This window comes from Streptomyces sp. NPDC093252 (assembly GCF_040683675.1).
Classification (GTDB): Bacteria; Actinomycetota; Actinomycetes; order Streptomycetales; family Streptomycetaceae; genus Streptomyces.
Window position 1 is genome coordinate 86,612 of record NZ_JBFBEM010000016.1, and the last position, 15,064, is coordinate 101,675.

Sequence of the window (15,064 nt, forward strand, 5' to 3'; positions counted from 1 at the left end):
CACCCCTGACAACTCCCAAGGAGGCGCTTCGCAATGCGCTTCAGACACAAAGCGGTCGCGGCGCTCACCACGCTGCTGCTCCCGCTCGCGGGGCTGGTCGGACTCGCCACGCCCGCCCAGGCCGCCACCTCGGCGACCGCCACCTTCACCAAGCCCCAGGACTGGGGCACCGGCTTCACCGGTCAGTGGACCGTCAAGAACACCGGCACCACCACCATCAGCTCCTGGACGGTGGAGTGGGACTACCCCAGCGGCACCCGGGTCGGCTCCGGCTGGGACGCCACCATCACCAGCACCGGTGACCACTGGACCGCCAAGAACCTGGGCTGGAACGGGACTCTCGCCCCCGGCGCCTCGGTCACCTTCGGCTACAACGGCACCGGCTCCGGCGCGCCCGCCAACTGTAAGCTCAACGGCGGCAACTGCGACGGCACCACGGTCCCCGGCGACAACCCCCCGACCGCGCCGGGCACCCCCACCGCCTCCGCGATCACCAACACCTCGGTGAAGCTGGACTGGACCGCCGCCACCGACGACAACGGCGTCAAGAACTACGACGTCCTGCGCGGCTCCACGGTGGTCGCCACGGTGACCGGCACCACCTACACCAACACCGGTCTCACCGCGGGTACGGACTACTCGTACTCGATCCAGGCCCGGGACACCGCCGACCAGACCGGCCCGGTCAGCGGCTCGGTCGCGGTCCGCACCACCGGCGGTGACCCGCCCCCGCCGCCCGGCAAGACCAACCTCGGGTACTTCGCGGAGTGGGGCGTCTACGCCCGCAACTACCACGCCAAGAACCTGGACACCTCGGGCTCCGCGGCCAAGATGACGCACATCAACTACTCCTTTGGCAATGTCCAGGGTGGTAAGTGCACGATGGGCGACTCCTACGCCGCCATCGAGAAGTCGTACACGGCCGACCAGTCCGTCTCCGGTGTCGCCGACACCTGGGACCAGCCGCTGCGGGGCAACTTCAACCAGCTCCGTCAGCTCAAGGCCAAGTACCCGCACCTGAAGATCCTGTGGTCGTTCGGCGGCTGGACCTGGTCCGGCGGCTTCACCCAGGCCGTGCAGAACCCCACCGCGTTCGCCGAGTCCTGCTACGCGCTGGTCGAGGACCCGCGCTGGGCCGATGTCTTCGACGGCATCGACCTGGACTGGGAGTACCCGAACGCCTGCGGCCTGACCTGCGACACCTCCGGCCCGGCGGCCTTCAAGAACATGATGACGGCCATGCGCGCCAAGTTCGGTGCCAACAACCTGGTCACCGCCGCCATCACCGCCGACGCCTCCCCGGGCGGCAAGATCGAGAAGACCGACTACGCGGGCGCCGCCTCGTCCTACGACTGGCTCAACGTCATGACGTACGACTTCTTCGGCGCCTGGGCGGCGCAGGGCCCGACGGCCCCGCACTCCCCGCTGCACCCCTACCCGGGCATCCCGCAGCAGGGCTTCTCCTCCTCGGAGGCCATCGCCAAGCTGAAGGCCCAGGGCGTCCCGGCGAACAAGCTCCTGCTGGGCATCGGCTTCTACGGCAGAGGCTGGACCGGCGTCACCCAGTCGACACCCGGCGGCACCGCCACCGGACCCGCGACCGGCATCGAACCCGGCAACCAGGACTACAAGGTCCTCAAGACCACCTGCCCGGCCACCGGCACCATCGGCGGCACCGCCTACGCCCACTGCGGCAACAACTGGTGGTCCTACGACACCCCGGCCACCATCGCGGGCAAGATGACCTGGGCCAAGAGCCAGGGCCTGGGCGGCGCGTTCTTCTGGGAGCTGAGCGGCGACACCGCCGACGGCGAACTGGTGACCGCGATCAGCAACGGTCTGAAGTAACCGATCAAGTAACTAAGCAACATTGACGCGCTGACCGGGCGGGGCTGCTTCCAGCCACGCGAGAAATCCGGTCAGCGCGTCTTCGCTCATGGCGAGTTCCAGGCGGACACCCTGATGGAGACAGGTCAGGATCACCGCGTCGGACAGCAGCGCCAGTTCCTCCTCGCCCTCGGGCAGCCGGCGTCCGGCCACCTCGATCGACGCGCGCTCCAGGACGCGGCGCGGACGGGGAGCGTAGGAGAAGACCCGGAACCACTCGATCCGGTCACCGTTGTAGCGGGCGATGCCGTACGCCCAGCCCTTGCCGCTGGTGTCGCCGGACTCCGGGACCCCCCAGCGCAGCGAACAGTCGAAGGTGCCGCCCGAGCGCTGGATCAGCCTGCGCCGCAGCCCGAAGACGAACAGGCCGATCACCACAAGGGCGACGACGATTCCGCACACAGTCAGAGCGAGGACCATCGACACCGACCTCCTCGTCTCCTAGGTACCGCTACAGGTAACGGAACGGAAAAAACTTCCATATCTGCCACAGCCGCGGCCGGCCCCGGATCGCTCCGGTTCCAGCCGCGGCTGAGTGACGTCATGATACGGGCGCTCTCCCAGATCTTAGTCGGCCTGAGAGGTGCCCCGGTCAGCGCGTGGTGGCCGCCTGAAGACGGACCTCGGCACGGCGCCCGGCGGACGCGTCGTCCCCCGACTTCGCACGCTCCAGCGCCCGCTCGGCCCGCTGGACATCGATCTCGTCCGACAGCTCGGCGATCTCGGCCAGCAGCGACAGCTTGTTGTCCGCGAAGGAGATGAAACCGCCGTGCACCGCGGCGACGACCGTTCCCCCCTCCCGCGTACGGATGGTCACCGGGCCCGACTCCAGCACACCCAGCAGCGGCTGGTGACCGGGCATGACGCCGATGTCACCGGACGTGGTGCGTGCGACGACCAGGGTGGCTTCGCCGGACCAGACCTCTCGGTCGGCCGCGACCAGCGCGACGTGCAGCTCAGCCAAGGGGGGCTCCTCGGGTCACCCCGGCGTTCGTGCCGGGTGTTGGGTCACATTCTAGGGGGGCGTGAGAAGAGGGGCCGGGCGTACCCCGCCCCTCTCGGCTCACACTGGGTTCACGAGGGAACCGGGGTCAGGAGACGCCCAGTTCCTTCGCGTTCTTCTTCAGGTCCTCGATGCCACCGCACATGAAGAACGCCTGCTCGGGGAAGTGGTCGTACTCGCCGTCGCAGATCGCGTTGAAGGCGGAGATCGACTCCTCCAGCGGGACGTCCGACCCGTCGACGCCGGTGAACTGCTTGGCGGCGTGGGTGTTCTGGGACAGGAAGCGCTCCACGCGACGGGCACGGTGGACGACGAGCTTGTCCTCCTCGCCCAGCTCGTCGATACCGAGGATCGCGATGATGTCCTGGAGGTCCTTGTACTTCTGCAGGATGTTCTTGACGCGCATGGCGGCGTCGTAGTGGTCCTGCGCGATGTAGCGGGGGTCCAGGATCCGGGACGTGGAGTCCAGCGGGTCCACGGCCGGGTAGATGCCCTTCTCGGAGATCGGACGGGAGAGCACCGTCGTCGCGTCGAGGTGGGCGAAGGTGGTGGCCGGGGCCGGGTCGGTCAGGTCGTCCGCGGGGACGTAGATCGCCTGCATCGAGGTGATCGAGTGACCGCGGGTCGAGGTGATGCGCTCCTGGAGCTGACCCATCTCGTCGGCCAGGTTCGGCTGGTAACCCACCGCGGACGGCATACGGCCGAGCAGGGTGGAGACCTCGGAACCGGCCTGGGTGAAGCGGAAGATGTTGTCGATGAAGAACAGCACGTCCTGCTTCTGCACATCGCGGAAGTACTCCGCCATGGTCAGACCGGCCAGGGCGACGCGCAGACGGGTGCCCGGGGGCTCGTCCATCTGGCCGAAGACCAGCGCGGTCTTGTCGAGAACGCCGGACTCCTCCATCTCCGCGATGAGGTCGTTGCCCTCACGGGTGCGCTCGCCGACGCCCGCGAAGACGGAGACGCCCTCGTGGAGGTTGGCGACACGCATGATCATTTCCTGGATCAGCACGGTCTTGCCGACACCGGCACCACCGAACAGACCGATCTTGCCGCCCTTGACGTACGGGGTCAGCAGGTCGACGACCTTCAGGCCCGTCTCGAACATCTCGGTCTTCGACTCGAGCTGGTCGAACGCGGGGGCCTTGCGGTGGATGGACCAGCGCTCGCCCTCGTAGGTCTCGTCGGTGTTCAGCACCTCGCCGAGGGTGTTGAAGACCTTGCCCTTGGTGAAGTCGCCGACCGGGACGCTGATGCCCGTGCCCGTGTCGGTCACCGGGGCCTGGCGGACCAGACCATCGGTGGGCTGCATCGAGATGGTGCGGACCAGGCCGTCACCCAGGTGCTGGGCGACCTCCAGGGTCAGCGTCTTCTTCTCGCCGGCGTTGGCCGGGTCGGCCACCTCGACGTGGAGGGCGTTGTAGATCTCCGGCATCACGTCGACGGGGAACTCCACGTCGACGACCGGGCCGATGACCCGGGCGACGCGGCCCGTGGCAACGGCCGATTCAACTGTCGTCGTCATTACTTGTCACTCCCCGCGGTCGCGTCGGCCAGGGCTGCGGTGCCACCGACGATCTCGCTGATTTCCTGGGTGATTTCGGCCTGTCGGGCCGCGTTGGCAAGTCGGGAGAGCGAGGTGATGAGGTCTCCCGCGTTGTCGGTGGCCGACTTCATCGCGCGCCGCGTGGCGGCGTGCTTGGAGGCGGCCGACTGGAGCAGCGCGTTGTAGATACGGCTCTCCACATAGCGCGGCAGCAGGGCGTCGAGGACGTCCTCCGCCGACGGCTCGAAGTCGTACAGCGGAAGGATCTCGCCCTTGCCGGACGACTCCTTGGCCACCTCGTCGAGGCTGAGCGGCAGCAGGCGGGAGCCGCCTGCCGTCTGCGTCATCATCGAGATGAACTCGGTGTAGACGATGTGGAGCTCGTCCACCCCGCCGTCCGCCGTGTCCCGCTCGATGGCCTCGATCAGGGGAACGGCGACCTTCTTCGCGTCCGCGTAGGTCGGGTCGTCGGTGAAGCCCGACCACGACTCCGCGACCTTGCGCTCACGGAAGTTGTAGTGGGCCAGCCCACGCCGGCCGACGATGTAGGTGTCGACCTGCCGGCCCTCGCGCTCCAGGCGCTCGGTCAACTGCTCCGCCGCCTTGATGGCGTTGGAGTTGAAGGCACCGGCCAGACCGCGGTCGCTGGTCAGCAGCAGCACCGCCGCCCGGGTGACCGTCTCGGCCTGGGTGGTCAGCGGGTGCTTGGTGTTCGACCCGGTGCCCACCGCCGTGACCGCACGCGTCAGTTCCTTCGCGTACGGAGAGGAGGCCGCCACCTTGCGCTGTGCCTTGACGACACGCGAGGCGGCGATCATCTCCATCGCCTTGGTGATCTTCTTGGTCGCGGTGACGGAGCGGATGCGACGCTTGTAGACCCGGAGCTGGGCTCCCATGAGTCAGGTCCCTTCCTTACGTCACTTGGCGGTGGACGGGGCGTCCTCGCCGAGCAGCCTGCCGTCCGAGGTCTCGAACTGCTTCTTGAACTCGGCAACGGCGTCGTCGATCGCCTGGATGGTGTCGTCCGACATCTTGGCGCCCTCCTTGATGGAGGTCATCAGGCCCTGCTCCTTGCGGTGCAGGTACTCCAGCAGCTCCTTCTCGAAGCGGCGGATGTCGGCGACCGGTACCTCGTCCATCCGGCCGTTGGTGCCGGCCCAGACGGAGACGACCTGGTCCTCGGTGGCCATCGGCTGGTACTGGGGCTGCTTGAGCAGCTCGACCATCCGCTGACCCCGCTCGAGCTGCGCCTTGGACGCGGCGTCCAGGTCGGAACCGAAGGCGGCGAACGCCTCCAGCTCACGGAACTGGGCGAGGTCCACGCGCAGTCGGCCGGAGACCTGGCGCATCGCCTTGTGCTGGGCGGAGCCACCGACGCGGGAGACGGAGATACCCACGTTCAGCGCGGGGCGCTGACCGGCGTTGAACAGGTCCGACTCCAGGAAGCACTGGCCGTCGGTGATGGAGATGACGTTGGTCGGGATGAACGCCGAGACGTCGTTGGCCTTGGTCTCGACGATCGGCAGACCGGTCATCGAACCGGCGCCCATCTCGTCGGAGAGCTTGGCGCAGCGCTCCAGGAGCCGGGAGTGCAGGTAGAAGACGTCACCCGGGTAGGCCTCACGGCCCGGCGGGCGGCGCAGCAGCAGGGAAACGGCGCGGTAGGCGTCGGCCTGCTTCGAGAGGTCGTCGAAGATGATCAGGACGTGCTTGCCCTCGTACATCCACTGCTGGCCGATGGCCGAGCCGGTGTAGGGCGCCAGGTACTTGAAGCCCGCCGGGTCGGACGCCGGGGCGGCGACGATGGTGGTGTACTCCAGCGCGCCGGCGTCCTCCAGGGCGCCCCGCACGGAGGCGATGGTGGAGCCCTTCTGGCCGATGGCGACGTAGACGCAGCGGACCTGCTTCTTCGGGTCGCCGGAGCGCCAGTTGTCGCGCTGGTTGATGATCGTGTCGACAGCCAGGGCGGTCTTGCCGGTCTGGCGGTCGCCGATGATGAGCTGGCGCTGACCGCGGCCGATCGGGGTCATCGCGTCGACGGCCTTGTAGCCGGTCTCCATCGGCTCGTGCACCGACTTGCGCTGCATGACCGTGGGGGCCTGCAGTTCAAGGGCGCGGCGGCCGGACGTCTCGATCTCGCCGAGGCCGTCGATCGGGTTGCCGAGCGGGTCGACAACGCGGCCGAGGTAGCCCTCGCCGACGGCGACGGACAGCACCTCACCGGTGCGCTGCACCGGCTGGCCCTCCTCGATGCCGCTGAACTCACCGAGGACGATGGCACCGATCTCGCGCTCTTCGAGGTTGAGCGCGAGGCCGAGGGTGCCGTCCTCGAACTTCAGCAGTTCGTTGGCCATGGCCGAGGGAAGGCCCTCGACCTTCGCGATGCCGTCGCCGGCAAGGGTGACCGTACCGACCTCCTCGCGCGAGGCCGCGTCCGGCTGGTACGACTGGACGAAGGTCTCCAGTGCGTCCCGGATCTCCTCCGGCCGGATCGTGAGCTCCGCCATCTGGGTTCCCTGCTCTCCTTGTTGGGCCCGAAGTTTCACTTGGGGGGATGGGGACTCCCCCCTGAAAGAGGTGAATCCTCTGCACGGCCCAACATGGGCCGTCATTACTGCTCCGGTACTGCTCAGGTACTGCTCTGCTTGTTCGGTTGCGGCGGGGTCAGCCCGCCAGTCGGCGCGCCGCGTCCTCGATACGGTCCGCGATGGAACCGTTGATGACGTCGTCACCGATCTGCACCCGGATCCCGCCGACGACCTCGGGGTCGACGTCGAGGTTCAGATGCATCTGGTGGCCGTAGAGCCCCGCCAGGGCCCGGCCCAGACGCTGCTTCTGCTGGTCGCTCAGCGGAACCGCCGAGGTGACCACCGCGACCATCCGGCTCCGGCGGTCGGCGGCCAGCTTGGACAGGGAGTCGAGCCCTGCTTCCAGGCTACGTCCACGCGGCGCGGTGACCAGACGGGTGACGAGCCGCTCGGTGACGGCGTCGGCCCGGCCGCCCAGCAGGCTGCGCAGCAGCTCGCTCTTGGCGGTGGCGGTGGCCTTGCGGTCGGTGAGCGCGGCGCGCAGCTCGGTGCTGGAGGCGATGATCCGGCCGAACCGGAACAGCTCGTCCTCGACGGCGTCGAGCGTGCCGCGCCGCTGGGCGGCGGTGAGGTCGGCGGTGTTCGCCAGCTCCTCCACCGCGTCCACCAGGTCGCGGGTCTGCGACCAGCGGGCGCGGACCATGCCGGACACCAGGTCAGCGGTCTCGCCGCCGACCTGGGCGCCGAGCAGGCGCTGCACCAGCGCGGCCTTGGCCTCGCCGGACTGCGCCGGGTCGGTCAGGACCCGACGCAGCGAGACCTCGCGGTCGAGCAGCGCCGTGACGGCCGCCAGTTCCTCGCCGAGCCGGGCGGCGTCCACCGACGTGGAGTCCGTCAGCGCGTCGAGTCGCTCGCGTGCGGCGGCCAGGGCGTCGCGGCTCGCGCCGTTCATCGAGCCGCCTCGGCCTTCTCCTCGAGCTCGTCGAGGAAGCGGTCGATCACACGGCTCTGACGGGCGTGGTCGTCCAGGGACTCGCCGACGAGCTTGCCGGCCAGGTCGGTGGCGAGCTTGCCCACGTCCTGGCGCAGCGCGGACGCGGCGGCCTTGCGGTCGGCCTCGATCTGGGTGTGACCGGCGGCGACGATCTCCTCGCGCTGCCGCTGGCCTTCCGCCCGCATCTCGGCGATGAGGGCGGCACCCTGCTCCTGCGCCTCCTGGCGCAGTCGCGCGGCCTCGTGCCGGGCCTCGGCGAGCTGGGCCTTGTACTGCTCCAGCACGCTCTGGGCCTCGGTCTGGGCGGCCTCGGCCTTCTCGATACCGCCCTCGATGGCCTCGCGGCGCTCTTCCAGAACCTTGTTGATGTTCGGGAGGAGCTTCTTGGCGAGGAAGCCGAAGACGATGACGAAGGCGAGCAGGCCGACGACAAGCTCAGGGAGCGGCGGGATGAGAGGGTTCTGCGTCTCCCCCTCGGCCGCCAGAATGAGCAGTTGGCTCATGTCATTGCCTTTCGTCTAGTGGGCTGGTCGTTGCCGGAACGATCAGGTGCCGTAGACGAACGGCATGACCAGACCGATGAGGGCGAGCGCCTCACAGAAGGCGAAGCCGAGGATCTGGTTGGCGCGGATCAGACCGGCCGCCTCGGGCTGCCGGGCCAGGGCCTGGGTGCCGTTACCGAAGATGATGCCGACGCCGACGCCGGGACCGATCGCGGCGAGGCCGTAGCCGATGGAGCCGAGCGAGCCGGAAACAGCGGCAAGAGTCTGGGACATGCCAGTTCTTCCTTCTTCTTTACGGACCGGTGGGGGTTGGCCACCGGACGCCTCGGGGGGTTTCTAGGGGGTGGGGCCGGGCTGCGCGCTCAGTGGTGCTCGGCGAGCGCGCCCTGGATGAAGGTGCAGGTCAGCAGGACGAACACATACGCCTGAAGGGCCTGGACGAACAGCTCGAAGACCGTCATCACCAGGACCATGAGGAAGGAGACACTCGCGTAGGCGATGCCGATGCCGTTGAACAGGTACCAGCTCGCGATGGTGAAGAGCAGCAGCAGCGTGTGTCCGGCGAACATGTTCGCGAAGAGCCGGACCGCGTGGGTGAAGGGGCGGACCAGCAGATTGGAGAAGAACTCGATCAGCATGGCCAGCGGCAGCACCGCGCCGAGGTCCTTGTTGTAGCCCGTGAAGTTCTTGAAGGCCCCGACGAAACCGTGGCGCTTGAAGGTCAGGGAGACCCACAGGACATAGACGATCAGGGCGAGGATCGCGGGGTAGGCGATGATCGAGGTCACCGGGAACTGGGCGACCGGGACGATGGCCCAGATGTTCATCACCCAGATGAAGAAGAAGAGGGAGACGACCAGTGGGACGTACTTCTCTCCTTCCTTCTTGCCGATGGTCTCGTAGACCACGCCGCGGCGGATGAAGTCGTAGCCGGCCTCGGCGACCATCTGGAGCTTGCCCGGGACGACCTTCGGCTTGCGGAAGGAGGCCCAGAAGAACCCGAGCACGACGATCGTGCTGACCAGCGCCAGCAGCATCGGCTTGTTGAAGTACAGGTTGCTGTTCTCGTCGCCCCAGATGGGCTCGAACAGGAACGAGTGCAGGCCGGGAGCCGGAAAACCACAATCCGTGAAGATCTGGCAGTCGGTCTCGAAGGCGAGCACCTGCGTCGGGTCAGCACTCACCGCGGGCTCCTTCAGCGTGGCGCATGGGTACGGCAACCTCGTTGTGTCGGCGCGGCGCGGGGCCGCGGTTCGGCACGGGACTGGTGTTTCTGGTGTGGGGGCGGCGGTTCGGCGACGAGCCTCGCGATGGAACAGGCGTCAGCTCGAATGCCCGCGCCCGCAGTGCCGCAGTTGGCACCGGACGATAGCAGCTTGTCGAACGCGTCCTTATCCCGGCCCTACCCCTCACCGCGAGGGGCCCGTCTTCTCGGGCTGGGCGGCCGTCGAGGACTCGGGTTCGACATAGAGGATCTTGGACTTCATGTGCGCGTAGGTCTGCGCGCCGATCCACGCGAGGGTGGTCGCGACAAGGGTGATCGCGAAGGAGCGCGGATTGAACAACGTGGTGTTCTTGAACGCGGCGAGAAAGACGAACAGCAACAGGATCTGGGTCGCGTAGAGCATCAGACCCATGGCCTGGAAAAGGTGCGGAAGCGATTTCGCGGTCTTCTGGAGAACGAGCAGTCCGATTCCCATGAAGAGAATCGTCACCAGCGCGGCCACTCCTGCTCCGAGGGCCCCCTTGCCGCCCGCGATCACTCCGCTGACCACGGCGGCGACGGCACCCACGGCGGCCGTGGGAACGGCGGCATGAATGAGCATCCGGGCGTCATTGGACGGCATGGCGGCAACTCCGCTTTTTCACAGTGGGGCAGGGGTGTCGTCATGGACGAGCGTAGTCCCGGGCCGAGCGGGAAACTCACGCCAATGGACCGTCGCACTACGGTCCTTCGGCCCTATCCCGGGTTCTCGTGAACGGTATCACAAACTATTTGATGAGGTCTTTACCTGACCGTGTGCCCACCGTCACACATGAGGGTGAATCTGCACGTTTGTGCAAGCGTGGCGGCGACATGTCTGCTATTGACCCACTTCGCCACCACAGGGTTCCCCCATGATTTGGCAATGCTCTAGTCAGATTCTTACCTTCACCACAGCTTCGGGGCCGGCGCCCGCACCCCTCGCGCGTCAGCGCGACGACCCGGCCTTGCGCCGGTCCAGCAGCCGCGAACGGGGGCCCAGCGCGGTCGCCCCGTTGACCCCGTTCACCCGCGCCTTGGTGCCCACAGCGCCGGCGCCACCGCCGGTACCGGCCGCGACCGGTACGGGTTCCGGTTCGGCCGGCACCTCGCCCGCCGCGCCCTCCCCGGTCGCCTCCGCCCCCTCCTCCGGGAGCACGGCCGCGACCCGGCGGCGCCGGTAGCGCGGCGGGACGAAGGACTCCGCCCAGCGCGGCGCGCGCGGGGTGAACCGCGGCAGCAGGAGCAGCACCAGGCCGAGCGCGCTCAGTACCACCACGGCCAGCACAATCCACATGGACGCGGAGTTCACGGAGTAGGTCAGCGCCCCGAAGGCGATCAGCGCCGACCAGAAGTACATGATCAGCACGGAGCGGCTGTGCGAGTGGCCGATCTCCAGCAGCCGGTGGTGCAGATGCCCCCGGTCCGCCGCGAACGGCGACTGCCCGCGCCAGGTGCGCCGCACGATCGCCAGGATCAGGTCGGCGGCCGGGATGGCGATGATGGTGAGCGGGAGCAGCAGCGGGATGTACACCGGGACCGTCTGGTGGACGGTGTTGCGCTCCGAGCCGGAGAAGAGGTTCATCACATCCGGGTCGACCTGCCCGGTCACCGAGATCGCGCTGGCCGCCAGCACCAGGCCGATCAGCATCGACCCCGAGTCCCCCATGAAGATCCGCGCGGGATGCATGTTGTGCGGCAGGAAGCCCAGGCACATGCCCATCAGCACGGCCGCGAACAGCGTGGCCGGGGCGGCGGCCTCGATGCCGTACGAGTACCAGATGCGGTAGGCGTACATGAAGAAGGCCGCCGCCGCGATGCACACCATGCCCGCCGCGAGGCCGTCCAGGCCGTCCACGAAGTTGACCGCGTTGATGGTGATGACGACCAGGGCGACGGTGAGCAGGGTGCCCTGCCACTGGGTCAGCGCGACCGTGCCGATACCGGGGATCGGCAGCCACAGGATCGTCAGACCCTGCATCACCATCACACCGGCGGCGATCATCTGCCCGCCGAGCTTGATCAGGGCGTCGATCTCGAACTTGTCGTCCAGGACGCCGATCAGCCAGATCAGGGCGGCGCCGCTGAGCAGCGCCCGTGGTTCGTTCGACTTCTCGAAGACCTGGTTGAGGTTGGTGAGGTGGTCGGCGACCAGCAGGCCCGCGCACAGGCCGAAGAACATGGCGATACCGCCGAGCCGCGGAGTGGGTTCCCGGTGGACGTCCCGGGCCCGGATCTCCGGCATCGCTCCGGCCACGATCGCGAACTTCCGTACCGGCCCTGTCAGCAGATACGTCACCGCGGCCGTGATGCAGAGCGTCAGCAGGTATTCACGCACGGGCTTCCCCACAGGTCTCGCTGGCCATCACAGCCCCACACCCTAGCGAGGGACGCATATGAGTGGGGACTTCCGGGTAGCGACGATGGTTGCACGTATCGCTGTGCAGAATTGTCGCCTTGTGCAGTGCACGGTGGTCACAACGGGGTGTGCCGGTGTGCAAGGTGGTAACGGACGAGCGCCCGTGAAGGTGTCCGCGCGTGCACCCGACCGCCGGTACGCCGCTGTCCGCGGGTACGCCGCTGTCGGCCGGTGGGCCCCTGTCCGCGGGTACGCCCCCGGCCGGCGGCGCCGCCCCGGGCGGCGGCCCGGCGCGTTCATGCGGGGTACGGCGGGAAGGCGGTGGCCAGGTCCCGGACCTCGTCCCGGGTCCGGGCGCCGTCGCCGCGTCCGCGCACCGCGCTCACCAGCAGCCCGGCGATCCGGGCCATCTCCTCCTCGCCCATCCCCTGGGTGGTCACCGCGGCCGTGCCCAGCCGCAGCCCCCGTCCGTTGCCGCGGGGCAGCGGGCAGCAGTCCAGGATCATCCCGGCGGCGGCCAGCCGGCCCCGGGCGGTGCGGCCGTCGACGCCGAGGGGGGCCGGGTCGGCGGCGATCAGATGGGTGTCGGTGCCCCCGGTGACGACCGTCATCCCCTCCGCGGCCAGCCCCGCGGCCAGCACCCGGCCATTGGCGACGACCTGATGGGCGTAAGCGGCGAAGGAGGGGGCCGCCGCCTCGCCGAAGGCCACCGCCTTCGCGGCGATGGTGTGCATCTGGGCGCCGCCCTGGGTGAAGGGGAACACCGCCCGGTCCACCCGCTCGGCCAGTTCCGGCCCGCACAGCAGCAGCCCGCCGCGCGGCCCGCGCAGCACCTTGTGGGTCGTGGCGCACACCACATCGGCGTACGGCACCGGACTGGGCGCCGCTCCCCCGGCGATCAGCCCGGCCGGATGGGCGGCGTCGACAATGAGATAGGCGCCCACCTCGTCGGCGGTCTCCCGGAAGAGCGCGTACTCGGGGTGGCGGGGTGAGGAGATCGAGCCGCAGACGATCGCCCTGGGGCGGTGGGCCAGCGCGAGGGCCCTGACCTGGGCGTGGTCGACAAGGCCGGTCTCCGGGTCCACCCCGTATCCGTGGAAGGTGTACCACCGGCCGGAGAAGTTGGCCGGTGAGCCGTGGGTGAGGTGCCCGCCGCGGGCGAGGTCGAGGGCGAGGACGGTGTCGCCGGGGCGCAGCAGGGCGGCGTAGGCGGCGAGGACCGCCGAGGAACCGGAGTGCGGCTGCACATTGGCGTGGGCCGCCCCGAACAGCGACCGCGCCCGGTCCACCGCGATCCGCTCCGCGACGTCCACGATCTCGCAGCCCCCGTGGTAGCGGGCGCCCGGGTAGCCCTCGGCGTACTTGTTGGCCAGCGGTGAGCCCAGCGCGGCCAGCACGGCGGGCGAGGCGAAGTTCTCGGCGGCGTTGAGCTGGAGCGTGGTCGACTGCCGGGTCAGCTCACCGAGGAGCACCCCGGCCAGCTCGGGATCGCGCCGCCGCAGAACATCGGCCCCTGACTCATGGATGACCGTCATGATCCGCTCCGCACGTCGGGACTGGCTGACGTACGTCCAATGTAGGCCGGGGTGCGGTGGACCGCTTGCGGGTGGCGGCCCTACGGGTTACGGGTGCCGCCGGGGCGGTGGGCCGCCACGCCGGTGAGGGCCGTCACCACCGGGTCCAGTGCCTGGTGTATCTCGTCGCCGATGGAGCGGAAGAAGGGCAGGGGCGCCCCGTAGGGGTCGTAGACCTCGTCCGCCTCGGCGGTCGGGGCGAGGAGCCAGCCGCGCAGCGCGGCGGCGGCCCGGACCAGGGCGCGGGCGCGCACGACCACCCCGTCCTCCAGGGCGGGCAGGGTCGCCGGGTCGATGGCCCGCACCAGGCGGGTGAACTCCTTCAGGGTGAAGGTGCGCAGGCCCGCCGAGTGGCCCATGGAGATCACCTGCGCCCGGTGGTCCCGGGTCGCGGTGAGCACCAGATCGGCCATGATGACGTGCTCGTCGAGGAGTTCGCGCCCGGTGAAGCCGGAGGCGTCCGCACCGAAGTCGGCCAGCACCGCCTCGGCGTTGGCCTCCATGGGCGCCCCCTCATGGCCCCAGGTGCCAGCGCTCTCCACGATCAGCCCGCCGCCCAGGACCCCGAGCCGCTGGCTCAGGTAATGCCGGGTCAGCCGCTCGGTGATGGGTGAACGGCAGACATTGCCGGTACTGACGTGGAGGATCCGGAAGCTGTCGCGCGGCAGCCCCACGAAAGTGGTGGTGATCTCGGCCGCGCTCTCCCCGTTGCCTATGCCACGCCCCGCGTCAGGGGCTGTCAATTGGCCACCTCAAGGTCGGGTACGACCTTGCGCAGCTCCTCGGGCGAGAGCGCGCCCTCGCGCAGCAGCACCGGCACCGGGCGGGAGACGTCCACGATGGAGGAGGGGACGATACCGGGGGTGGGGCCGCCGTCGAGGTAGACCGAGACGGAGTCGCCGAGCATCTGCTGCGCGGCGTCGCAGTCCTCGGGCGCCGGGTGGCCGGTGAGGTTGGCGGAGGAGACGGCCATCGGGCCGACCGCGGTGAGCAGTTCGATGGCGACGGGGTGCAGCGGCATCCGGACCGCGACCGTGCCCCGGGTGTCGCCGAGGTCCCACTGGAGGGACGGCTGGTGCTTGGCGACCAGGGTGAGGGGGCCCGGCCAGAACGCGTCGACCAGTTCCCAGGCCAGTTCGGAGAAGTCGGTGACGAGACCGTGCAGGGTGTTCGGGGAGCCGATGAGGACGGGGGTGGGCATGTTGCGGCCCCGGCCCTTGGCCTCCAGGAGGTCGGCGACGGCGTCGGCGGAGAAGGCGTCGGCGCCGATGCCGTACACGGTGTCGGTGGGGAGGACCACCAGCTCGCCCCGGCGGACGGCGGACCCGGCCTCGCGCAGACCGGTCACCCGGTCGGTCGCGTCATTGGTGTCGTAGCGCCGTGCCATATCTAGCGGGCCTCCTCGGAGCGGACGTACGCGCGGTACG

General features: G+C 69.1%; 15 protein-coding genes. 1 reads left to right on the plus strand and 14 read right to left on the minus strand.

Going from position 1 to position 15,064, the window contains the following annotated elements; translation table 11 throughout:
* Positions 1 to 33 precede the first annotated feature (33 nt).
* Positions 34 to 1,848: a glycoside hydrolase family 18 chitinase gene (locus tag AB0O01_RS29780; protein ID WP_365318151.1), complete on the plus strand. Its 1,815-nt coding sequence runs from the start codon at positions 34 to 36 to the stop codon at positions 1,846 to 1,848.
* A gap of 12 nt (positions 1,849 to 1,860) precedes the next feature.
* On the opposite strand, the gene AB0O01_RS29785 is transcribed toward AB0O01_RS29780, so the two are convergent.
* The 14 genes from AB0O01_RS29785 to AB0O01_RS29850 all read right to left on the minus strand — a co-directional run bounded on the left by AB0O01_RS29785 (position 1,861) and on the right by AB0O01_RS29850 (position 15,024).
* Positions 1,861 to 2,307 carry a DUF2550 domain-containing protein gene (locus AB0O01_RS29785; RefSeq protein ID WP_355740436.1) on the minus strand — a complete coding sequence of 149 codons (447 nt, stop codon included), beginning with the start codon at positions 2,305 to 2,307 and terminating at the stop codon, positions 1,861 to 1,863.
* A gap of 172 nt (positions 2,308 to 2,479) precedes the next feature.
* Positions 2,480 to 2,851, minus strand: coding sequence for a F0F1 ATP synthase subunit epsilon (locus AB0O01_RS29790; RefSeq protein ID WP_365318153.1), 372 nt, complete (start codon positions 2,849 to 2,851; stop codon positions 2,480 to 2,482).
* 127 nt (positions 2,852 to 2,978) lie between these two features.
* Positions 2,979 to 4,415, minus strand: coding sequence for a F0F1 ATP synthase subunit beta (gene atpD, locus AB0O01_RS29795; protein WP_365318155.1), 1,437 nt, complete (start codon positions 4,413 to 4,415; stop codon positions 2,979 to 2,981).
* Complete coding sequence (locus tag AB0O01_RS29800; protein WP_365318156.1) at positions 4,415 to 5,332, minus strand: F0F1 ATP synthase subunit gamma; 918 nt, start codon at positions 5,330 to 5,332, stop codon at positions 4,415 to 4,417. Before AB0O01_RS29800 ends, atpD begins: the two co-directional genes overlap by 1 nt.
* Positions 5,333 to 5,353: 21 nt before the next feature.
* Positions 5,354 to 6,943, minus strand: coding sequence for a F0F1 ATP synthase subunit alpha (gene atpA / locus AB0O01_RS29805; RefSeq protein WP_365318158.1), 1,590 nt, complete (start codon positions 6,941 to 6,943; stop codon positions 5,354 to 5,356).
* Positions 6,944 to 7,100: 157 nt separating this feature from the next.
* A complete protein-coding gene (locus AB0O01_RS29810; protein ID WP_365318160.1) occupies positions 7,101 to 7,916 on the minus strand; it encodes a F0F1 ATP synthase subunit delta in 816 nt (271 codons plus the stop codon).
* Positions 7,913 to 8,461, minus strand: coding sequence for a F0F1 ATP synthase subunit B (locus tag AB0O01_RS29815; RefSeq protein WP_365318162.1), 549 nt, complete (start codon positions 8,459 to 8,461; stop codon positions 7,913 to 7,915). The genes AB0O01_RS29810 and AB0O01_RS29815 overlap by 4 nt, the downstream gene beginning before the upstream one ends.
* Positions 8,462 to 8,503: 42 nt before the next feature.
* Positions 8,504 to 8,734, minus strand: a complete 231-nt coding sequence (gene atpE, locus AB0O01_RS29820; RefSeq protein ID WP_028804225.1) for an ATP synthase F0 subunit C — start codon at positions 8,732 to 8,734, stop codon at positions 8,504 to 8,506.
* A gap of 89 nt (positions 8,735 to 8,823) precedes the next feature.
* Positions 8,824 to 9,660 (minus strand): F0F1 ATP synthase subunit A, encoded by an 837-nt coding sequence (gene atpB / locus AB0O01_RS29825; protein WP_365318378.1) that lies wholly within the window; start codon positions 9,658 to 9,660, stop codon positions 8,824 to 8,826.
* Between the two features lie 210 nt (positions 9,661 to 9,870).
* Entirely contained in the window at positions 9,871 to 10,308 is a 438-nt protein-coding gene (locus AB0O01_RS29830; RefSeq protein ID WP_365318163.1) for a hypothetical protein, read from the minus strand.
* 345 nt (positions 10,309 to 10,653) lie between these two features.
* Positions 10,654 to 12,042: an MraY family glycosyltransferase gene (locus AB0O01_RS29835; protein WP_365318165.1), complete on the minus strand. Its 1,389-nt coding sequence runs from the start codon at positions 12,040 to 12,042 to the stop codon at positions 10,654 to 10,656.
* Between the two features lie 317 nt (positions 12,043 to 12,359).
* Positions 12,360 to 13,598, minus strand: coding sequence for a serine hydroxymethyltransferase (glyA, locus tag AB0O01_RS29840; RefSeq protein WP_365318166.1), 1,239 nt, complete (start codon positions 13,596 to 13,598; stop codon positions 12,360 to 12,362).
* Between the two features lie 80 nt (positions 13,599 to 13,678).
* Positions 13,679 to 14,380: a protein-tyrosine-phosphatase gene (locus AB0O01_RS29845; protein WP_365318168.1), complete on the minus strand. Its 702-nt coding sequence runs from the start codon at positions 14,378 to 14,380 to the stop codon at positions 13,679 to 13,681.
* The gene (locus tag AB0O01_RS29850; protein ID WP_365318170.1) at positions 14,377 to 15,024 is read right to left on the minus strand and encodes an L-threonylcarbamoyladenylate synthase; all 648 of its coding nucleotides are present in this window, start codon (positions 15,022 to 15,024) and stop codon (positions 14,377 to 14,379) included. The genes AB0O01_RS29845 and AB0O01_RS29850 overlap by 4 nt, the downstream gene beginning before the upstream one ends.
* Positions 15,025 to 15,064 lie beyond the last annotated feature (40 nt).